We start from the raw sequence: 20,060 nt of genomic DNA on the forward strand, positions 1-20,060 counted from the left end.
GACATTTCATGGAAGAGCTGATCGCCCGCATCACCAACCGCACGGGCGTCGATGCCGATACGGCGAAGGCCGCGATCGGGCACATCCTCGCCTTTCTGCAGAAGGAAGGGCCGGCCGAAGACGTCGCGCAGCTCATCGCAAAGCTGCCGGGCGCCGAGGCAGCCATTGCGGAATCGAATGCGGAAGAGGGCGGTGGCGGTCTGCTGGGCATGCTCGGCGGCCTGGGCGGCGGCGTCATGGCGCTCGGCCAGAAGCTGATGTCGGCCGGTGTCTCGATGAGCCAGATGCAGCCTCTCGGCCAGGAACTCTTCGCCTACGGGCGCGAGAAGGCCGGCGAGGACACGATGGGCAGGATCATCGGCGCGATCCCGGGCGTCAGCCAGTTCGTCTGAGGCAGAGCGCTTCGAAACCCTCCCCTCTGCGGGGGAGGGTTATTTCCGAGCCGCCAAAACCCTTAGCCGGTTTCGTTCGGCGGCCGTGATGGAGATACGGCCCTGCGCGGCTGATTCTGCTCCGCGAGCACGCACCTAACCCGCTGTCCCACCTCGCCTTCCGATGTCATAAAAGCGTGCGCGCTTCGTGATGATGTGCGCGGATCAAGGCCGGGCCGGCCTCGTGGGGCGAGCTGGACATGGTTCCGAACTTCTCCGGGCGCGATGCCTCAGCAGCGTGGAAGACGGGCTGGGAGACGCACGTCCAGGCTCCTTTCGCCCGCTTCAAGCAGACATTCGAGGGCGGGATTCCGGGGCTCGCGCTACCGGGCAATGTGCCGGTCCTGCTCAAGCCCCGCATGCCGAAACCGGAGTGTGGTCTCGGCCCGACGCTCGGCCGCCTCGGCAATCTCGAGGTCCGGCTCGCAACCAGGAAATCCGAGATCCGCCGCGCTCAGCGTCTTCGCTACAAGGTGTTCTACGAGGAGATGTCGGCGATCCCTTCGGCCATGGCGATGCTCAAGCGTCGCGACATCGACATCTACGACGCACTCTGCGACCACCTCTTGGTCATCGACCACGCTGCCGTGAAGGCAAAGCCGTTCCGCAAGCCGCGGCCGAAGGTCGTCGGCACATATCGGCTGCTGCGCGGCGACCAGGTCGACGGCGGCGCCGGCTTCTACTCCGCGGGCGAGTTCGACATCGGGCCGCTGCTCGACCGGCATCCCGGCAAGCGCTTCCTGGAGCTCGGCCGCTCCTGCGTGCTCAAGCCTTATCGCACCAAGCGCACGGTGGAGCTGCTCTGGCACGGCATCTGGACCTATGTGCTGCATCACGGCATCGATGCGATGGTCGGCTGCGCCAGCCTGGAGGGCACCGATCCCGACCGGCTCGCCCTGCAGCTGAGCTTTCTCCATCACCACGCCCGTGCACCCGAGGCATGGCGGGCACGCGCGGTCTCAGACCGTTTCGTGAAGATGGATCGCCTCGCGCCGGAGGCCGTGAACCCCAAGGCAGCCCTGCAAAGCCTGCCACCGCTCGTGAAGGGTTATCTGCGCATCGGCGCGACCTTCGGGGACGGGGCGGTGATCGACCACCAGTTCGGCACGACCGATGTCTTCGTGGTGCTGCCGGTGGAAGCTATCGCTGCACGGTATATCGGCCATTTCGGCGCCGAGGCAGATCGGCACGCCGCCTGAGGACAGGCCAGTCCCGTCACGCTTGCCGCTCGGGTGAGGGTTGCAAGGCCCGGTCAAGGCCTCGACAGCACTCGCATTGGTAACAATGTAACAAATCTGTCCATCTGCGGCCGTCATGGCCGCCGTGCCCTCTCAGCCCACCGTGTTGATGCTCGCCCCCGCCCCGTCTGCCCACCGCGACCGCCTCACGGCGATCGCCGCGGCGATTACCTGCGTTGCCGTGGTCGGCATCGGTCTCAGCCTGTCGATCCCGCTGCTCTCGCTGGAGATGGAGCGGATGGGAGCTTCGAGCTTCCTGATCGGCCTCAACACGGCGGTCGGCGGGTTCGCCAGCATCATCACGGTACCCTTCGTGCCGAGGCTCGCCGCTCGCGTCGGGGTGCTGCGTCTGCTCCTGCTCTCGATTGGGCTCGGCGCCGTGCTGCTCATCGGGTTCAGGATCTTCTACGACCTGACCTGGTGGTTTCCGCTACGCTTCCTCTTCTCGGTCACGCTCGGCGCTCTCTTCGTCCTGTCCGAATTCTGGATCACCCAGGCCGCGCCACCCGAGCGGCGCGGATTGGTCATGGGCATCTACGCCACCGTTCTGGCGATTGGCTTCGCGGTGGGACCTGGGCTTCTGGTCCTTCTCGGGACGGAGGGATTCGCTCCCTACCTCGCCGGCGCCGGCCTGTTCGTTGTGGCGGCTATTCCGATCGCGCTGGCGCGAGGCGTGTCGCCGAGCATCCCACACGAAGGCCAGAGCCTGAATTTCTTCAGCTACCTCCGAGTGGCACCGATCGCGACCTTCGCCGCCCTGCTCTACGGCGCAGTCGAGACCGGCGGCTTCGCGATCCTGCCGCTCTACGGGCTTCGGCTCGGCTTCGACGCCCAGACGGCAGCCGGTCTCGTCAGCGTGGTCGCCCTCGGCAATGTGCTGTTTCAGATCCCCATCGGATGGCTCGCGGACCGCACCGATCGTGGATCGGTGCTGCTGGCGAGCGCCCTCGCCGGAGCCCTCGGCGCGGCGCTGATGCCGGCGGCGAGCGGCTCGTTGATGATGCTATCCGTCCTGCTCTTCGTTTGGGGCGGCGTTGCCGGCACGCTCTATACGGTGGGCCTCGCGCATCTCGGCGCGAGCGTGCGCGGTCCGGATCTGGCTGGAGCCAACGCAGCCTTCATCGCGCTCTACGGCGTTGGCCTGATGCTCGGTCCGGCGATGATCGGCGGGGGCATGGATCTGATCGTGCCGCAGGGCTTCGCCTGGACGCTGGCGGCGATGTTCGCGGCCTATGCGGGCATCGTCGTGGTCGCTATCCTCAGAGGTGTTTCGGCTGCCGATCGCAATGCAACCCCGGAACAGGACGAGCGACTTCTCCGTTGACTAGGCGAAGCTGCGCCGTTTTCGGCGGCATGTCTTTGATCGGAGAAAGGCTATGAGCCTCATCGGACGCATCGTCACCAAGATCCTCGGCAACGAGGACCGGCCCGTCACCCGCGACGACCGCAATTCCGGGTCGAGCTCGCCGATCGGCCGGCTCGTCACCAAGATCCTCCGTAAATAGCCTTCGCTGCGGGCACAGCCGAAGCAATCGAAGGCCGACGCGCTGACGGTGCGGGTGTGCCCCCGGATCGTGTCAGCCGCTCCCCGCAATGACAGCTGATGCCGTTTCCGGTCGGCTGGCATGGTCCTGCCGGGCATGCCGGCTCCATTCACGTGGAGCCGGCACGTTACATTCTCAGCGGCCCGCCGCTGCTTCCATCCGCGCGGCGGCCGGCGAACCTGAGACGCTGTGCTGCCAGAAATGGCCGGTGCGGCCCTTCTCGTAGCCAGCATTGTAGAGGTTGCGCATATAGGCGGTGTCGAAGCCGCGCGCGGCCGTCGTGCTCGGGCCGCTCTCGTCGATATAGGTCAGGTTGAAGCCGATGCCGCTGCGGCGGCTGATGGCCTCGGTCGCCGTCAGCGTGGCGCGCGTGCGTGCGCGGCTCGCGGTGGTGAAAGAACGGCCGGCGATCGCCAGGGCGTTGTTCTGTGTGACTGCGAAATCCGGATCCAAACGCCCGTTGATCACGACGTAGATGTCGGCCTTGCCCTTGCTGCGCAGGCGCTCGTCGCGAGCGAGGAAGCCCTGCGGCAGCGTGAAGACCGGGATCACCACCGATCCATCGACATGCATCTCTTGGAAAGCGTGGTTGCCGGCCTGCACATCGACGAGTTGCGGCGGGAATACCGCCGGGACGCTGGCGGAGGCCGTCAGCACGTCGCGAAACAGGTTGGCGGCGTTCGGAGCGCCGCTCGCGGCGATCGCGCCCATGTTCCAGATCACCGCGCGCTGCTGATCGAGATTCGTCGTTACGACGTAGAGGCGCTTGCCTTTGGCGTGCTCCTCCGCGATCGCCGCGAGCAGGTCAGGCGTGACGTAGCGGCCGATGATCTCGCGGAGCCGGCCATCGCCGAACAGGCCGGAGCCGAACAGCACATTGGTGATGCTCGGTGCCTGAACCAGAGATTCGGCGATGCCGCTGGTATAGAAATCAGTCAGGTAGGAGTCGTAGGCCGAACCGAGGAAAGCGAAGGGCGCGATCAGCGCGCCCGTCGACACGCCGGAGACGATGGTGAAATCGGGCCGGGTGCCCGAGGCGCTCCAGCCGTTGAGGATGCCCGCGCCGTAGGCGCCGTCTCCGCCACCACCCGATAGAGCAAGGTAGCTGAAGCCACTGCGCCTGCCTTCGGGTCGGGCCGCAACGGCCGCGATCTCGGAGGCTGTGGCATCGGCATAGGCCCGCACCGGCCCCATGCCCGGCACGGTGGCAAGGGAAGCCTCTTGCGCCGTGTAAGACGCGCGCGGCAGCGAGGAGCAGGCAGCAAGTCCACCTGCCATCAGCAGGCCGGGCACGATGCGCGCGACGCGCAGACAGGACAGGAATGACATTACGAGGCCCGGAACAACGGCTAAGCTTGTACCGAACGAGCTTGGCCTTGTCTCGTTCCGGTCGAAGCTTGGCTATTTCGAGGCCGTGGAGCTGGTTGCCCGAGGCCGTGGCATTCCGGTCTCAGGGCTTGCGGATGTTGCTGCGGAGCGGCGCCCAAAAGTCGGCCCGTTCCTCAACGCCAACATATGTTTGCCATTCTTCCGCATCAGAGCATCGCGAACGGTACGATGGCGGACGCGCGACGCCGCGGAACCTGGGCGGAAAGGCCTCCGCATGCTCAACGGACCGGCGCTCCTGCGCGTCTTCCTGGTGGTTGTCGCCGCAGCGATTCTGACTGGGCTCGTCCAGCATTACTGGAGCTTCGACAGCGGCCCTTCGGAGGTTGCGAAGCCGGTTGTGCGCCCGACCGCCCAAAGCACCGCTATCCGCCGGGCCGAGCCGGCGACAGTTCCGGCCGCCGCTGGAGCAGTGCCGGCGCTCGAGCCTTCCGCAGCGCAGCCGAGCGAAGCGCCCAAGCCGGCACAGCAGGCCCAGCCTCTCGCTCCCCCACCCCCACCGGATGAGGGGCTTGCAGCCCCATCGCCGAGTCCCGCGCCGGCCGCCCCCGAGCCGGTCTCCGATCCGCCGACGCCCGTCGTGCAGCCGCCGCTGCCTCCCGCGGCCGCACCAGCACCTGCGCAATCGGAGTTGACCGACGAGACCGCGGCCGGGCCCACGGACGGACGGGCGGTCGATCTCGTCGATCTCAATACCGCCTCGCTGGAGGCGCTGAACCGCCTCAAGGGCGGCGGCAGCATCGGGCGGGCGATCATCCAGCGCCGTCCTTATAGCTCGACAGACCAGTTGCTCTCGAAGCGCGTGCTCAGCCGCACGGTCTACCAGCGCATCAAGGACCAGGTCACAGTGCGCTGATCGGTTCTCTCGGCTCGATGCTCTGGTGCGCGGCCTCTCGACTTCGTAAGAAGGATCGGGCGACAGACCTGAGAGCCGAGGCATCCCATGCAAACCACCGCCGGCGCGCCGATCATGCGCTCGGAACTGGGCGTCGAGGAAACGAGCGAGTCCGACAACATCGTCCGATGGGACGGCGAGCGGCTCTACGTTGAGCACGACGTCTATCACAATGGCCAACTCGTCCACCGCAAGTACCGCCGAACGGTCACCGAGCCCGTCGCTCGGGCCCTTCAAACGATCATCAACCGCGCGCAGCAATGATGCAGGGCGCAGCGTGACAATCCGCGCCGCAGTCGTTCTGGCAGCGGCGCTGCTGGCACCCCTGCCGGCGGAGGCTCAGGTCAGCGTTGCCTTCGTCGCGCCCGAGCGCTTCACCGACGCCGAGAACCGCTTCGGATCCGGCCCCACGCTGCGTGTCACCCTGGCAGAGATCCGGCGCCTCTTCACGGAGCTCGGAGACCGCGTGCTCCGGCCCGGCGAAAGCCTCGCGATCACCGTGCTCGACATCGATCTGGCGGGCTACGAACGACCCGTCGGGTTGCCGAACAGCCCGCGCATCGTCTCGGACGTCGCACCGCCGCGCCTGCGCTTACGCTACGTTTTGAAGGAGCGCGGCCGTACCGTGCTCTCGGGGGAGGAAGTGGTGACCGACATCAACTTTCTCACACGTTATGCGCGCAGTTTCAGCTTGCAGCTTCACCTACGAGCGCGAGCTGATACGGGATTGGCTCCAGGGGCGGATCGTGCGGCGTGAGCCAGCGCACGGCTGACCTACGGCTCGCTCACGGACCATCGCTTGCGACGGATCGCACATATCTCGGACCTGCATTTCGGCTGCACGAATCCCGACGTGGTCGAGGGGCTGATCACCGAATTGAACGCTGATCGCCCCGACCTGATCGTCATCTCGGGCGATTTCACCATGCGCTCGCGCCAGGTCGAATACCGGCAGGCTCAGGCCTTCCTCAACCGCCTGACGTCGCGCTGGATCGGGGTGCCCGGCAATCACGACATCGCCTGTTTCCCCCTGCCGGGACGGTTCATCCGGCCCTTCCAACGCTATTGCTGCTTCATCGCCGAGGAGACCGAGCCGACCTTTCTCGACGAGGAGATCGGCGTTGTCTGCCTCAACACGGTGCGGACCTGGGCGCCGGACCCCGACTGGTCGCAGGGACGGATCGGCCGAGAGCAGATCCTTCGGGCCGGGGCGCGGCTCGCCGCCCTGCCGCCCCATGTCTTCCGCATCGTCGTCGGCCATCACCCCTTCGCGCCGCCGCCCTGGAACGAGAAGGCGCGGCTGGTGGGGCGGGCCGGGGCGGCGCTCGACGCGTTCCGTCGCCACCACGTCGGCCTCACGCTCGCCGGACATTTCCACAGGCACTATTCCCGATTTGTCACGGTGGACGGCGTGCAGAGGGATGCGGCCTGTGCGATCGGCGGTCAGCAGCTGCTCGTGGTGCAGGCCGGCTCGGCGACCTCGACGCGCCTGCGTGGGCGGGAGCCGAACGCCTATAACCGCATCGTCGTCGAGAATGGTGCGGCGACGGTCACGGTGCGTCTGTGGAACGGAGCCGACTGGCAGGATGCGCCGTGCTCGACTGGAGTAAGCAAACTCTTCGTCGACCCGTCAGGCACGAGGAATGCAGGCTTGGCTACGGAACGAGCCGCAACATGAAATCGTCTCTCGAACCACCCAGATCGATCCGGTCATGGCTCGATTGTCTCGTGAGGCAGGAGCGGACGCTCTTTTCACCCCTTCATCGCATCGCAGCCGGGCGACACGCATAAGCCGTCACCGATGAATCCCGTTGCCCTCATCGTCATGGCCACGATCGCCATCGGCTACGTCGCCGCCCTGCTGGTCGCCCTGCATACGGGCACCGGCTGGGTCGTGGCATTGCTCGCGATCCTCGTGATCGCGCTCTTCGTCCGCTGGCGCTAAGGTCTGTGGCCCCGGGGCCGGGTGCGAGGAGGCAGGATTTCACAGCCACCCGCTTCGACAGGCTTGACAGGACCGGACCGATTGGCTCGTCCTGCTGCCGCGTCTCTGCAGCCGCCAGATGTGGCGGAGGGTGATGCAGCATCGCTCCTGCTCGTAAGCGGTATGATCGCCGGAACCATCCCGACCCTCACGAGCATCCTGCTCCCACGTGGCCGGCGCGGAGCGCGTCCGTGAAACGAACCATCGCGGCGATCCTGGCCGCCGATGTCGCCGGCTTCTCGCGGCTCGTCGCCGAGGACGAGGACGACACACTCCGCCGGCTGCAGGACTATTCGCGGGTGTTTCGCGCCGAGGTGACGCGCGTCGGTGGCCGCGTGTTCAACACGGCGGGCGACGCGATTCTCGCCGAGTTCCCAAGCGCCGTCGAAGCGCTGCGTGCCGGCATCGCCATCCAGGAGCAGATGCAGGGCCTCAACGCGGATCACCCGCCCGAGCGCCGGATCCTGTTCCGGATGGGTCTCAACATCGGCGATGTCATCGAGACCGATGCGGGTGACATGCTCGGCGACGGCGTCAACGTCGCCGCGCGGCTTGAAGGCCTCGCGGAGCCTGGCGGCATTTGCCTGTCCCGCTCGGTCCATGAGGCGATCGCAGCCCGGCTGACGGTCGCCTTCCGCGATATCGGCCCCCAGACCCTCAAGAACATTCCCCGGCCAATCCACGCCTTCCGCGTCGTGCTGCCCTGGGACGGCCCAGGCGAGACGGTAAAGGCCCGGCGGCGGTGGCCGCGCCTGGTCGGCGTCTCCGCGGCGCTCCTGCTGCTCCTGGCCGGTGGCCTCGCCATGGTGTTTCGGGACGATCTGTACGGCAGGACTGAGGGCAGCGTCGAGGCCGAACCGCTCTCGCCGGTTGCGGCGCGCGAGGCCCTGGAGAGAGCGGACCTCCTCTCCGTCGCGGTGGTCCACCCGCAGCGTGCCTGTTTCAAGGAAGCGGTTTGGCTCTCCGGCACCATCGTGCCGCGAAGCGAGGCCGAGGTTAGCCCGGACGAGGACGGCCTGCGCATCCTGCGCGTGTTCGCCAAGCCCCTGGATAAGGTCGCGCAGGGCCAGGCACTCGCCGAGTTGGCGCGTCCGGATCAACCGGGCCAGGCCGTCGTGACGCTGCGCGCGCCCGTGGCCGGTTCGGTGGGCCAGAGTCAGGCTCATGTCGGCGCACTTACGGCGCGCGTCCAGGCCCTGTTCAAGATCATCCCTCAGGGCACGTTCGAACTTGCCGCCGAAGTGCCCGTCAAAAGTCTACCGATACTGAGGGCGGGGCAGAGCGTGGCGGTGACCCCGCTCGGACTGCCTGAGATTGCCGGCCGCGTGCGCAGCGTCTCGGCCGAGATCGACGGCGCGACACAGCTCGGACGTGCTCGCGTATCCCTCGTGGGTCATGCCGACCTGCGGCAGGGGCAGTTCGCGCGAGGCGTGGCGACGATCGGCGAGCGTTGTGGGATCGGCCTGCCTGAATCCGCGATCCTGCGCAGCGCAGAGGGCAGTGTCGTCTTCGTGAGCAACCAGGGCCATGTCGAGGGGCGCTTCGTGACGACGGGCCTCAGCGCTAACGATGCCGTCGAGATCCGCAGCGGCCTCGACGGCGGCGAGGCGGTTCTCCTGCGCGCCGGACCGTTCGTGCGCGAAGGCGATCTGGTCAACGCCTTACCGACCTCGGACAGGGCGTCGAACTGATCGGCCGGTCTCGGTTCCGGGGCTGCGAAGCAGAAACCGGAGCCTACACGCGGTGCGCGATTGCCATCCCACGAACCACCTGTCTTGGATCGCGGGTTCACCTGCGGTGCCCCGGAACGACGGGGAACAGTTTCGGTTGACCTCCGATCTGGCCACGCGGCTTTGAGGCGCATGGGCGCTGTGCTAACGAAGCGCCGATTTCCATTCCAGGCAGTGCCCGACTGGGTCTCCGCTGGGTCGAACAACCGTAAAATCAGGGTACGATTTACAGCCGATGCCGCCTGACGCGCCCACCGCCTCGGATCACACCAGCTCTTCCGCCGCAGGAGCAGCCACTCCGGAGCGCGCATCGCAGTATTCCTACGAGGAATTGCTGGCCTGTGGCCGTGGCGAGCTGTTCGGCGCCGGCAATGCGCAGTTGCCGCTGCCGCCGATGCTGATGTTCGACCGCATCACCTCGATCGGCCAGGAAGGCGGCGCTCACGGCAAGGGCCATGTGCTGGCCGAGTTCGATATCCGGCCGGACCTCTGGTTCTTCCCCTGCCACTTCAAGGGTGACCCGGTGATGCCGGGCTGCCTCGGCCTCGATGCGCTCTGGCAGCTCGTCGGCTTCCATCTCGGCTGGCTCGGCGCCCCTGGCCGCGGCCGGGCGCTCGGCGTCGGCGAGGTGAAATTCTCCGACCAGGTCCTGCCCAGCGTGAAACAGGTGGTTTACGGCATCGACATCAAGCGGGTGCGCACCGGAAAGCTGGTGCTCGGCATCGCTGATGGCTGGCTCGAAGCCGACGGTCGGCGTATCTATGAGGCGAAGGATCTGCGCGTCGCCCTGTTCCAGGCCTGAACGATCCCTCCGGATCGGGGGCGTTCCTGTTGAGATTGGACGCGCATCATCCTAGGTGACGTCTCGCGGCGCGGATCGAAGCGTCGCGGCGGAGAAGCCAGGCCACCATGCGGCGCGTCGTGATCACCGGGATGGGCATCGTCTCGTCCATCGGCAACAACACTCAGGAAGTGCTCGCCTCGCTGCGCGAGGCGCGCTCCGGCATCGACACGGATGCCTCCTACGCGGAGCACGGCTTCCGCAGCCAAGTCTCCGGGGCACCGAGCCTGGACGCCGAGTCGGTCGTCGACCGCCGCGCCATGCGCTTCCACGGCGGCGGCACCGCCTGGAATCACGTCGCCATGGATCAGGCGATCCGCGATGCGGGCCTTGAGGCGAGTGATGTCTCGAACGACCGTACCGGCATCGTCATGGGCTCCGGCGGACCCTCGACCCGCGTCATCGTCGAGTCGGCGGCCATCGCACGCGAGAAAGGCCCGAAGCGCGTCGGACCGTTCGCCGTGCCGAAGGCGATGTCCTCGACCGCTTCGGCCACGCTCGCGACCTGGTTCAAGATCCGCGGCGTGAACTATTCGATCTCCTCGGCCTGCGCGACCTCGAACCACTGCATCGGCAATGCCGCCGAGATTATCCAGGCTGGACGTCAGGACGTGATCTTCGCAGGCGGCTGCGAGGATCTCGACTGGACCCTGTCGGTTCTGTTCGACGCGATGGGCGCGATGTCCTCCAAGTACAATGAGACGCCGTCCCGCGCGTCGCGTGCCTACGATGCCAACCGCGACGGCTTCGTCATCGCTGGCGGCGCTGGCGTCCTGGTCTTGGAAGAATTGGAGCACGCCAAGGCCCGCGGCGCGCGCATCTACGGTGAGATCGCCGGCTATGGCGCCACCTCCGACGGCCACGACATGGTCGCCCCCTCCGGCGAGGGTGCGGTGCGTTGCATGCGTCAGGCCATGGAAGGCCTGAAGGGCGCGAAGATCGACTACATCAACCCGCACGCCACCTCGACACCAGTCGGCGACGACAAAGAGATCGAGGCCATCCGCGAGGTCTTCGGCCGCGGCGAAGTCTGCCCGCCGATTTCAGCCACGAAGTCGCTCACCGGGCACTCGCTCGGCGCCACTGGCGTGCAGGAGGCGATCTACTCGTTGCTGATGATGAATAACGGCTTCATCTGCGAGAGCGCCCATATCGACGAGATCGACCCGGCCTTTGCTGACATGCCGATCCTGCGCGAGCGGCGTGACGGGGCGAAGCTCGGCCATGTCATGTCGAACTCCTTCGGCTTCGGCGGCACCAACGCGACACTGATCCTCAAGAACGTCGACGCTTGAACGGCCAAGCTCAGGCCACGCAAACCGCGAGCAGCGGAGCGTTTCGAACAAGCTCCGCCGCAACTGCGAAAGCATAGCTTCGCAGTTGCGAGCAGTACGGCCAAGCTAGACCTGGATCAGCCCAAGCTCTCGGTCCGGAACCGAATGACGTAAAGACCGTTTGTCTTGCGGATAGCAGGACAATACTGCCATGCTTTGGCTGATTTTAGCGGTTTTCGGAGGCTTGGCCGTGACGGCCGGTGCAGCGGCTTTTGCTAAGCAAAGCCTCATCGAAGATGCCCGCTCGGCGACGAAGGGGTATTTCTGACGTCCCCAACATCATGGCGCGGAGTGTTCCGAGGCCCCGTATCGACCGATGTCGATCCGGGGCTTTTCTTTGCCAGCAGGGCCGTTCTGACCCTCTTGCGTGGACAGGGCCGCCACCCGCGCGCTAAGCGTCCCGTTCGAGACCGGGTCTGAGGCCCGGCGCGGGTTCATCGGTCGGGCAAGGCGGCGCTGCATGACAGGTCTGATGACGGGTAAGCGCGGCCTCATCATGGGCGTCGCGAACAACCACTCCATCGCCTGGGGCATCGCCCAGGCCCTGCATGCTCAAGGAGCCGAACTCGCCTTCACCTACCAGGGGGATGCGCTGGGCAAACGGGTCGCTCCGCTCGCCGCCTCGGTTGGCTCGGACCTGGTGATGCCCTGCGATGTCGAGGATCTCGCCTCGGTCGACGCCACCTTCGCGGCTCTGGACGAGCGCTTCGACGGCCAGCTCGATTTCGTGGTCCACGCCATCGGCTTTTCCGACAAGGCGCAGCTCAAGGGCCGTTATGTCGACGTCACCACGCGAGACAATTTCACGCGCACGATGACGATCTCGTGCTTCTCCTTCACCGAGATCGCGCAGCGCGCCGCCAAGCGCATGACCAATGGCGGTTCGCTCCTGACGCTGACCTATGGCGGCTCGACGCGCGTCATGCCGAACTACAACGTCATGGGCGTCGCCAAGGCCGCGCTCGAGGCCTCGGTGCGCTACCTCGCCATGGATCTCGGGCCTGACCGCATCCGCGTGAACGCCCTCTCGGCCGGTCCGGTGCGGACGTTGGCCGGTGCCGGCATCGCTGACGCCCGCCTGATGTTCAACCACCAGAAGGCGCACGCGCCCCTGCGCCGCACGGTCACGCTCGACGATATCGGCGGCTCCGCGCTCTACCTGCTCTCGGACCTGTCGAGCGGCGTGACTGGCGAGGTCCACTTCGTGGATTCCGGCTACAACATCATCTCGATGCCGCGACCCGACGTGCTGCAGGCGCAGGACGAGGCCGGCGTGGTCGGCGACGCTTAGGGCCTAGGGCGTCCTTTTCAGCGGTTGTCCCCTCTCCCGTAGCCTTCGCGCGCCGCGCTCCTCCGGGCGACGAAGCCGACGTGGAAGGACAGCACCTTCCCCTCGCCGCCAAACCAGCCGGAAGCCTAGGAGCGGCAGCCCGCCTCCGTTAACGCGATCCAGACCCGGTCCTCTTCGAGCAGGTCGGGGTGATGCGTCTCCCCGCCGGTCGTGTAGATGCACTTCCAGGCCGCGTTCAGCCGCGCATCCCCCGACATGACGAGCACACCGCCGCAGGCACCGAACGTCATGTTTGCGCCATCGGATCGGTCATGCAGCACCGGGACTCGGCATCGCCGTCAGCGTGCTACTCGGCCACCTTGGGCGCTGCGGCTGCCGGCGCGGTGACGTGGTTCGCGAGAACGCGCACCGTACGCACGCGTCTCGGCGTACCGAAGGCGCTTGGCGCCAGCCCAACCCGTTCGGTCTTCGGTGTGTTCTCTGCCTCGGCGCTCCTGGCCGGCACGCTCGAGAGATAGGCGCCGATCATGATGCCGAAGGCCAGCGCCAGAAGGGTCGCCGGGTGAGCCCTGGTGTCGGCCCGGCTGGTCGGAATGTCGTCGATCCGAGGCATCGTCTTCTCCCCATCGCGATGCGCCCCGCGGCGCCTCGTCCGTCGATGAGGTTTTGGCCCGCAGGCTAATCGAAGACGACGAGCAAGTTCGGCCTGTTTCGGCCAAGCTCGGGGGCAGCTGCTGCGTCCTGTACGGATTTGTGCGGAAGACGGCCGGAGCAGGCTCAGTTGTACTCGTAGGCGCGCTCGCCGTGAGAGGCGATGTCGAGGCCCTCATACTCGGCCTCCGCATGGACGCGTATAGGCGTGAATACGCCGATCGCCCTGGTCAGGCCGTAGGTGACGACACCCGACCAGACGATCGTCACGCCGATGGCGAGGAGCTGGATCCCGAACTGGCGCACGGCGCTGCCAGCCTCGCCGAACCCAATGCCGCCGAGGCCGGGCAGCGCGAAGACCGCGATCAGCAGCGAGCCGAGCATGCCGCCGACGCCGTGCACGGCGAAGACGTCGAGGGAATCGTCGATCTGCAGGCGCTGCTTCACGGTGAGCGTCGCGTAGAAGCAGACGATGCCTCCGGCGAAGCCGATCAGCAGACCAGCGCCCGGTGCGACCATTCCTGCGGCCGGCGTGATGGTGGCGAGCCCCGCGACCGCGCCAGTCACGATGCCGATCGATGTCGGCTTGCGGATCTTGACCCACTCGGCCGCTGTCCAGGCGATGGCACCGGCTGCCGCGGAGAGATGCGTCGCGATGATGGCATTGGCGGCGCTGGCATCTGCGGCCAGCGCACTGCCGCCGTTGAAGCCGAACCAGCCCACCCAGAGCATGCCGGCGCCAGCCATGGTCATGCCGGGGCTGTGCGGCGGCGTCATCTGTGCCGGGAAGCCGCGGCGGCGGCCGATCATCACGGCGAGCACCAGCGCCGCAACGCCCGCCGTGGTGTGCACGACGATGCCGCCGGCGAAATCGAGCGCGCCGAGACTGAACAGCCAGCCGCCGCCCCAGATCCAATGCGCCACCGGCACGTAGACCAGCATCAACCAGAAGGCCGAGAACAGCGCGACGAAGGGAAAGGTCACGCGTTCGGGAAACGCGCCGATGATGAGTGCTGGCGTGATCACCGCGAACGTCATCTGAAAGAGCGCGAAAGCGCTCTCCGGCAGCTGGGTCGGCATGCGCACCGCGTCGAGCCCCGCCAGGAACGCTTTGCCGAGACCGCCGATCAAGGGCGCGTTGCCATCGAAGACGAGGCTATAGCCGCAGATCGCCCAAAGCACCGACGCAACGCAGCAGATCGCGAAGCACTGCATCAACACCGACAGCACGTTCCGCGCATGCACGAGCCCGCCATAGAACAGCGCAAGGCCGGGCAGCGTCATGAACAGCACCAGCGCCGACGCTGTAAGGATCCAGGCGGTATGGCCCGTATCGGCCGCCGTTGCGGCGAAGGCGGGGGTCACCAGCAGCGCGAGGCCGAGACCAGCGGAGCCGCACAGGGCAAGACAGCGCATTGCAGGGACTTTCGAAACGGCCAAGATTGGTCGACTGCTCAATACGCAGTCATTCGGCCGATACAAGTCGCATATCTGCCTAATTTGTGGTCACGCTGCCTGCGAAGTCGCCGGCCGGTCGCGGATCAGGGCGACAACATCCTCCCAACGAGAGACGAAGGCCGCGACACAGGCCGGATCGAAATGCGTGCCGGCCTGCTCTTCGAGATGGGCACGAGCCTTCTCCGGCTCCCAGGCCGGTTTGTAGACGCGAGCGGAAATCAGCGCGTCGAATACGTCGGCGACGGCGACGATGCGGCCCGAGAGCGGGATCTCATCGCCCTTCAGCCCCTGAGGATAGCCCTTGCCGTCCCAGCGCTCGTGATGCGTCAGGGCGATCTCCGAGGCGAGTTGGAGAAGACGCGACGGACTGTCGTGCAGCATGCGGTAGCCGCGCAACGCGTGCTGCTTCATCTCCTCACGCTCGGCTTCCGTCAGCGGACCGGGCTTCAGCAGAATCTCGTCGGGAATGCCGATCTTGCCGATGTCGTGCATGGTGGAGGCGAGCGCGATGTCGTTGGCCTCCGATTCCGACAGCCCCAGACCCTCGGCCACCGCGATGGTGCAACCGGCGACCCGGGTCAGGTGATCGCCGGCTTGGTCGTCGCGGAACTCGGCGGCCAGCATCAGGCGGCGTACGATCTCGCGCTCACGGGCGGAGATTTCCGCGACGGCACGCTCGACCTGCTCGTTCATGATCTGCGCCTGCCGATCGCTGTCACGTCGGGCGGCGGCAAGTTCGATGAAGGTTCTCAAACGGATCTGGAGATCGAGGGTGTCGACCGGCTTCAGCATCACGTCCGTCGCCCCGGCCTGTAGCGCCGCGCGGCGCTCGGTGCGGCCCTCGCCCGCGGCGACGATCAGGATAGAGGTGTGCGCCAGGACCAGGATCGCGCGCAGCGACCGGGTCAGCGCAAAGGCGTCGACGGCCGCATCATGCTCGATCACGATTACGTCGGGCGGCTGCGTGGAGAGATCGGCGAGCGCGGCATGAGCACTCTCGATGACTCTCGTGGTGCATTCGAAGGCGCGCAGCGCGAGGACAAGCTGGATCGGGGTCTTGGCCGCAACGACCGCTACGAGGGCATTGCCAGTCTCCGCGCTCAGCATACCCGAGGTCCCATCGCCCGATATCTGCCGAGCCGATGCTCGCCTGCATCGCAACGACTCACGAGATCTAGCCGAGAGCCGTTAACCGCTCTTGAAGGCGCAGTATCGATCGAGACCTTGCCGTCGTTCCTGCGGGAATATTCCCCGAACGAAGCCGTGCGCCGCGTTTACCGTCGGCCGCTCGATCCGAATCCGCCGCTGCCTCGCGCGCCCTCATTGCCGGACCCGATCTCGTCGACAATCTCGAATTCCGGTTGCGCCACCCGCACCAACACGAGTTGGGCGATGCGGTCTCCGGGCTCGATCACGATCGAGGCGGGGGGCTGACTGCTTGCCGCCGCTGGGTTGCGGTTCCAGGCCGAGATCAGCAGCGGCCCCTCGTAGTCGGCATCGATTACGCCGGTCCCGTTGCCGAGCACCAGTCCATCGCGATGGCCAAGGCCGGAGCGCGGCAGCACGAACCCACACCATTCTGGATCACGGATCATGACCGAGATCCCTGATGGGATCAGCACAGCCGGTGCCTGCGGCTCCAGCACGAGTGGCGCATCGAGGCAGGCGAAGAGATCGAGGCCGGCCGAATGCGCCGAGCCGCGACGCGGGAATCCCCACTCCGTCACACGGCTGTCGAGGACGCGGACCGCGATCCGCATCAGGCAGGCAGCGAGCGAGGACGAAAAGGCGTTCCGGTCACGGTGGCTCCTTTCCGGATCGATCCTCAGGCCGATATCGTCCTATTCCCGGCTCCACAAGAAGCGAGGCTTCAACCATGGCGCGCTGGATCGCCGGCCTCGACGGATGTCGCGGCGCCTGGGCCGGCGTGCTGCTCGACCTCGACGCGCCCGAGCGTTTCCGTGCCGCCCGGTTCGACACGGGCGAGACGCTGCGCGACGGGCCGCAGGCGCCGGTTGTCGCCGGGATCGATGTGCCGATTGGTCTGCCAGACAGGATTGTCGGCAAAGGTCGCACGGCAACATTCAAAATACAGAAAAGGTGATTGGCTCAATAGTTTAGAGCGAGCCTGAAAGAAAAATCCGTTTCCCCTTCTTCGGCACCTGCTCTAGGGCATGCCCATGACGTCCGATGCCCCGCCCGCAATCCGCCACATCGCACGCGCCCTCGTGTTCGATCCGGCCGACCGTCTGCTGCTGATCGAGTACAAGGCCGTGCGGCCGGCGCCCTCGAACCCAGAGATGAAGAACTTCTGGTTCATGCCGGGCGGCGGGTTGGAGCGGGGTGAGAGCCACGAGGAGGCCTGCCGGCGCGAACTTGGAGAGGAGATCGGCGTCCACGACGTCGTGCTCGGTCCCCAGGTTGCCCTCTGCGATGGGCCCTTTCTGCTCTTCGACAAGTCTCGCGATGCCCGCGAGCGCTACTTCCTCGTGCGCCTGCCGGATGATCAGGTCGACACCAGCCGCCTCGCTGAAACAGAGGACAATCCCGTCATCGGCACGCGCTGGTGGCCGCTCGATGAACTCGCCTCGACCGACGCCCGAGTCGAGCCCGCCGGCCTCGTCGATCTGGCACGCCGGATCGTGCGGGGCGATATTCCAGCAACGCCCGTGGCCTTGCGCTGGCACGGGGACTGATCCGCTGCTCGCCCGCCGACCGACTTAGATTCGAGACACCCGATAGGAGCGAACGGACGATGTTTCCCACTGTTCTGACGGAAGGCTACCGCAGCTTCCTCGGTGAGCGGCTGCCGCAGGAGCGCAAGAAATACGAGCGCCTCGCCAAGGGCCAGGACCCGGACGTCCTGCTGATCGGCTGCTGTGACAGCCGGGTCGCGCCCGAAGTCATCTTCGATGTCGGTCCGGGCGAGATCTTCACGATCCGCAACGTTGCCAACATCGTTCCGCCCTACGAGGAGGTTGGCGGCCACCACGGCACGTCCTCGGCGATCGAGTTCGCTGTCCAGGGGCTGAACGTGAAGCACATCGTCGTCCTCGGCCATGCCACCTGCGGTGGCATCAAGGCCTACGCGGACGGCGCCAAGCCGCTCTCGCCCGGAGACTTCATCGGCAAATGGGTCAGCCTGATCGAACCGGCTGCCAAGACCCTCGAAGCGCGTGGCGAAGCCACCGACAGGCCCGATTATCTCACCCGGCTAGAATTCGCGTCGATCGAACAGAGCCTTAAGAACCTTCTGACTTTCGGCTTCGTGCGCGAGCGGGTCGAGAGCGGCAGGCTACATCTGCACGGCGCGCATTTCGGGATCGAGAAGGGCGAGCTTCTGATCCTCGATCCGGCAACAGGCGAGTTCCAGTCTGTCGTCGAGCGTGACGGCAAGAGCCTGCGGCCGTCGGCCTTGATCAGTTGCTCGGAAAGCTGACGACGAGATGCGAGGGAGCCTGACCGGGAACGGTCAGGCCGCCCTGCTATCGGCGAGCCGAGCCAAGTCTCTGTCGAGTTCTAGTAATGTCATGTCCAGCAGCACGTGTAGGCGAAAGGACGCTGTAGACGGCAATTGCTTCTTGGCGCTCAAACAAAGCTGCCTGACGGCCTCGATCCCTTTTCTATCTTTTGTATTCAGAATAACCTCCCGATTTGCCTGAGCCCACTTAAGAACAAGATAGTTTGGAGGAAATCGTTCACTTCTGACACTAAAAAATCCTTAAGTCAGACCTAAAAATATCGAAAAAATTGCAGAAACGTATATCTTAGCTGTCCATTGATTGAAATGAGCCGTAGCGAGCGGCAGATGGACCCAGAAAAGCATCTTACTTTTCCAAGACATCGCACTATATACTTGTACACACTCATGGCTAAGCGGATGCGAGCCGGAAATACTCCCCGATAACGCCATTTACACGAACAACGGTGGCCGACGCCAAGTGTCGGTTCGCGACAAGCTCGCTCATAGGGACAGGCCGATCTGCTCACCGATGAGGGAGCGACTGGTTGCTGCGCATCTTCGCAGGTCGGCCGGTCATACGACGAAAATCGATCGGTCAGGCCACATGGTACTACCGGCCATGCTCACCCGCTGACGGCGCGACGCATCCTGTTGCTGCACCGGTCATTCATCGCGGCAGCGTGGGGCATGTCGGCCTAGGTCTCGACATGCCGTGAATCAGCAACGAAAACCTTTGAAGAGGCTGGCTCTCGCGTTTCCCCGTGACCGAAACCGAACTAGCCTCGGCGGCATCTCACGGAGGGTTTGCCTCATGAAGGCTCTGCTGGTTCCGATCGCCCTGCATGACGCCCTACCCTCGGTGTTTCAGACGGCGCTTCTCGTCGCTCAGCGTTTCGGCAGCGTGATCGAGGGGGTGTCGCTGCGGCCAGCCCTCGCGGAATATGTGCCGGTCGACATGGTCGGCGGCATGACCTGGTTGAGGGACGAGGAGGCCGACCGTGCCGAGGCCGAATCCGCAGGTCAGCGCTTTGTCGCCTTCATGGAAAGCGCTGGATTGCCGCGCCGGGACCCGGTCGGCTCCTGCGCACCCGAAGTTGCTGTGAGCGCCGGCCCCCGCTTCCGATGGCGGAACGATGCACCACCCGGTGACGCCTTCCTCGGCCAGTATGCCCGCCTGTTCGCGGCCACGATTGTCGGCAGGCCCGGCGCGGACGACGCGGCGCCGAGGATGACCACCGTCGAGACGGCGCTGTTCGAAAGCGGTCGCCCGATTCTGCTCGCGCCGCCGCGACCACCTTCGTCGCTCGGCGAGTCGATCATCATCGCCTGGAACGGCTCGACCGAAACCGCCCGCGCCGTGGCCTTCGCCATGCCGTTCCTCCGCCGCGCCCGACGCGTCATGGTGCTTAGTGCCGAGGGAGGCATGGTGCCTGGCCCCAGCGCCGAGGAGGTGGCGCGGTCATTGGCCTGCGAGGGGATCGAGGCATCCCACAGGGCGCACCCGGCCGGCCGGCTGACGCCCGGAGAGATCTTCCTCGAGGAGGCCGCGACGTTCGGGTGCGATCTCCTGATCAAGGGCGCCTACACGCAGAGCCGGTTGCGGCAGATGATCTTCGGCGGTCCAACCAGCCATATCCTGTCGCATGCCCAGCTCCCGGTGCTGATGGCGCACTAAACCCGCCCCCACCTTTCGGCCATCCGGCATGCCTGGAGTGCGACACAGCCACGCCATTGCAAATGGTGCGCGCGCAATCTAACTTGCTGATAAGTCTTGAGTTTTTAAGAATTCTAAACTGCGATCGGGACACTGGGCC

General features: G+C 65.9%; 22 protein-coding genes and 1 pseudogene. 17 read left to right on the top strand and 6 right to left on the bottom strand.

What is annotated here, in order from left to right; genetic code table 11:
• Nucleotides 1-8: 8 nt before the first annotated feature.
• The 4 genes from MGN01_RS12855 to MGN01_RS12870 all read left to right on the top strand — a co-directional run bounded on the left by MGN01_RS12855 (nt 9) and on the right by MGN01_RS12870 (nt 3,174).
• A complete protein-coding gene (locus MGN01_RS12855) occupies nt 9-392 on the top strand; it encodes a DUF2267 domain-containing protein (RefSeq protein ID WP_147047013.1) in 384 nt (127 codons plus the stop codon).
• 239 nt (nt 393-631) lie between these two features.
• A complete protein-coding gene (olsB, locus tag MGN01_RS12860; RefSeq protein ID WP_147047014.1) occupies nt 632-1,630 on the top strand; it encodes a l-ornithine N(alpha)-acyltransferase in 999 nt (332 codons plus the stop codon).
• A 115-nt stretch (nt 1,631-1,745) separates the two neighbouring features.
• Nucleotides 1,746-2,993, top strand: a complete 1,248-nt coding sequence (locus tag MGN01_RS12865) for an MFS transporter (RefSeq protein WP_373319132.1) — start codon at nt 1,746-1,748, stop codon at nt 2,991-2,993.
• Nucleotides 2,994-3,045: 52 nt separating this feature from the next.
• On the top strand, nt 3,046-3,174 hold the full coding sequence (locus MGN01_RS12870; RefSeq protein WP_147047015.1) for a TFIIS helical bundle-like domain containing protein: 129 nt from the start codon (nt 3,046-3,048) through the stop codon (nt 3,172-3,174).
• 174 nt (nt 3,175-3,348) lie between these two features.
• Here MGN01_RS12870 and MGN01_RS12875 read toward each other — a convergent pair whose 3' ends face one another.
• The gene (locus tag MGN01_RS12875) at nt 3,349-4,542 is read right to left on the bottom strand and encodes a patatin-like phospholipase family protein (RefSeq protein ID WP_147047016.1); all 1,194 of its coding nucleotides are present in this window, start codon (nt 4,540-4,542) and stop codon (nt 3,349-3,351) included.
• A gap of 274 nt (nt 4,543-4,816) precedes the next feature.
• Between MGN01_RS12875 and MGN01_RS12880 the strand changes: the two genes are divergently transcribed.
• The 9 genes from MGN01_RS12880 (at nt 4,817) to fabI (ending at nt 12,674) form a co-directional block, all read left to right on the top strand.
• Complete coding sequence (locus MGN01_RS12880) at nt 4,817-5,455, top strand: ComEA family DNA-binding protein (RefSeq protein ID WP_147047017.1); 639 nt, start codon at nt 4,817-4,819, stop codon at nt 5,453-5,455.
• 87 nt (nt 5,456-5,542) lie between these two features.
• Complete coding sequence (locus MGN01_RS12885) at nt 5,543-5,758, top strand: hypothetical protein (protein WP_147047018.1); 216 nt, start codon at nt 5,543-5,545, stop codon at nt 5,756-5,758.
• Between the two features lie 13 nt (nt 5,759-5,771).
• Nucleotides 5,772-6,251: a DUF3016 domain-containing protein gene (locus MGN01_RS12890; protein ID WP_238257559.1), complete on the top strand. Its 480-nt coding sequence runs from the start codon at nt 5,772-5,774 to the stop codon at nt 6,249-6,251.
• Between the two features lie 42 nt (nt 6,252-6,293).
• Nucleotides 6,294-7,172 (top strand): metallophosphoesterase family protein, encoded by an 879-nt coding sequence (locus tag MGN01_RS12895; protein ID WP_147047019.1) that lies wholly within the window; start codon nt 6,294-6,296, stop codon nt 7,170-7,172.
• Between the two features lie 123 nt (nt 7,173-7,295).
• On the top strand, nt 7,296-7,439 hold the full coding sequence (locus MGN01_RS23570; RefSeq protein WP_170245970.1) for a hypothetical protein: 144 nt from the start codon (nt 7,296-7,298) through the stop codon (nt 7,437-7,439).
• Nucleotides 7,440-7,669: 230 nt separating this feature from the next.
• Nucleotides 7,670-9,169 carry a permuted SH3 domain-containing protein gene (locus MGN01_RS12900; RefSeq protein ID WP_147047020.1) on the top strand — a complete coding sequence of 500 codons (1,500 nt, stop codon included), beginning with the start codon at nt 7,670-7,672 and terminating at the stop codon, nt 9,167-9,169.
• A 274-nt stretch (nt 9,170-9,443) separates the two neighbouring features.
• Complete coding sequence (gene fabA, locus MGN01_RS12905; RefSeq protein ID WP_147047021.1) at nt 9,444-10,010, top strand: 3-hydroxyacyl-[acyl-carrier-protein] dehydratase FabA; 567 nt, start codon at nt 9,444-9,446, stop codon at nt 10,008-10,010.
• 107 nt (nt 10,011-10,117) lie between these two features.
• On the top strand, nt 10,118-11,344 hold the full coding sequence (fabB, locus tag MGN01_RS12910) for a beta-ketoacyl-ACP synthase I (RefSeq protein WP_147047022.1): 1,227 nt from the start codon (nt 10,118-10,120) through the stop codon (nt 11,342-11,344).
• A gap of 499 nt (nt 11,345-11,843) precedes the next feature.
• Complete coding sequence (gene fabI, locus MGN01_RS12915; protein WP_147047023.1) at nt 11,844-12,674, top strand: enoyl-ACP reductase FabI; 831 nt, start codon at nt 11,844-11,846, stop codon at nt 12,672-12,674.
• A 125-nt stretch (nt 12,675-12,799) separates the two neighbouring features.
• On the opposite strand, the gene MGN01_RS23575 is transcribed toward fabI, so the two are convergent.
• From MGN01_RS23575 to dut, 5 genes are all read right to left on the bottom strand, one after another.
• On the bottom strand, nt 12,800-12,964 hold the full coding sequence (locus MGN01_RS23575) for a hypothetical protein (protein ID WP_170245971.1): 165 nt from the start codon (nt 12,962-12,964) through the stop codon (nt 12,800-12,802).
• Between the two features lie 56 nt (nt 12,965-13,020).
• Nucleotides 13,021-13,287: a hypothetical protein gene (locus MGN01_RS12920; RefSeq protein WP_147047024.1), complete on the bottom strand. Its 267-nt coding sequence runs from the start codon at nt 13,285-13,287 to the stop codon at nt 13,021-13,023.
• Nucleotides 13,288-13,451: 164 nt separating this feature from the next.
• Complete coding sequence (locus MGN01_RS12925; protein WP_147047025.1) at nt 13,452-14,741, bottom strand: ammonium transporter; 1,290 nt, start codon at nt 14,739-14,741, stop codon at nt 13,452-13,454.
• Between the two features lie 90 nt (nt 14,742-14,831).
• Nucleotides 14,832-15,890, bottom strand: coding sequence for an HD-GYP domain-containing protein (locus MGN01_RS12930; RefSeq protein WP_147047026.1), 1,059 nt, complete (start codon nt 15,888-15,890; stop codon nt 14,832-14,834).
• A 167-nt stretch (nt 15,891-16,057) separates the two neighbouring features.
• Nucleotides 16,058-16,543 carry a dUTP diphosphatase gene (gene dut / locus MGN01_RS12935; protein ID WP_147047027.1) on the bottom strand — a complete coding sequence of 162 codons (486 nt, stop codon included), beginning with the start codon at nt 16,541-16,543 and terminating at the stop codon, nt 16,058-16,060.
• A 116-nt stretch (nt 16,544-16,659) separates the two neighbouring features.
• On the opposite strand from dut, the pseudogene MGN01_RS12940 reads away from it, so the two are divergent.
• The 4 genes and pseudogenes from MGN01_RS12940 to MGN01_RS12955 all read left to right on the top strand — a co-directional run.
• Nucleotides 16,660-16,863, top strand: a pseudogene (locus MGN01_RS12940) (DUF429 domain-containing protein); the annotation flags it as partial.
• 100 nt (nt 16,864-16,963) lie between these two features.
• The gene (locus MGN01_RS12945) at nt 16,964-17,479 is read left to right on the top strand and encodes an NUDIX hydrolase (RefSeq protein ID WP_147047029.1); all 516 of its coding nucleotides are present in this window, start codon (nt 16,964-16,966) and stop codon (nt 17,477-17,479) included.
• Between the two features lie 59 nt (nt 17,480-17,538).
• The gene (locus tag MGN01_RS12950; protein ID WP_147047030.1) at nt 17,539-18,222 is read left to right on the top strand and encodes a carbonic anhydrase; all 684 of its coding nucleotides are present in this window, start codon (nt 17,539-17,541) and stop codon (nt 18,220-18,222) included.
• A gap of 835 nt (nt 18,223-19,057) precedes the next feature.
• Nucleotides 19,058-19,921, top strand: coding sequence for a universal stress protein (locus tag MGN01_RS12955; protein ID WP_147047031.1), 864 nt, complete (start codon nt 19,058-19,060; stop codon nt 19,919-19,921).
• The last annotated feature ends 139 nt before the right edge of the window (nt 19,922-20,060 follow it).

Origin of the sequence: Methylobacterium gnaphalii (genome assembly GCF_007992215.1) — a bacterium.
Taxonomy (GTDB): domain Bacteria; phylum Pseudomonadota; class Alphaproteobacteria; order Rhizobiales; family Beijerinckiaceae; genus Methylobacterium; species Methylobacterium gnaphalii.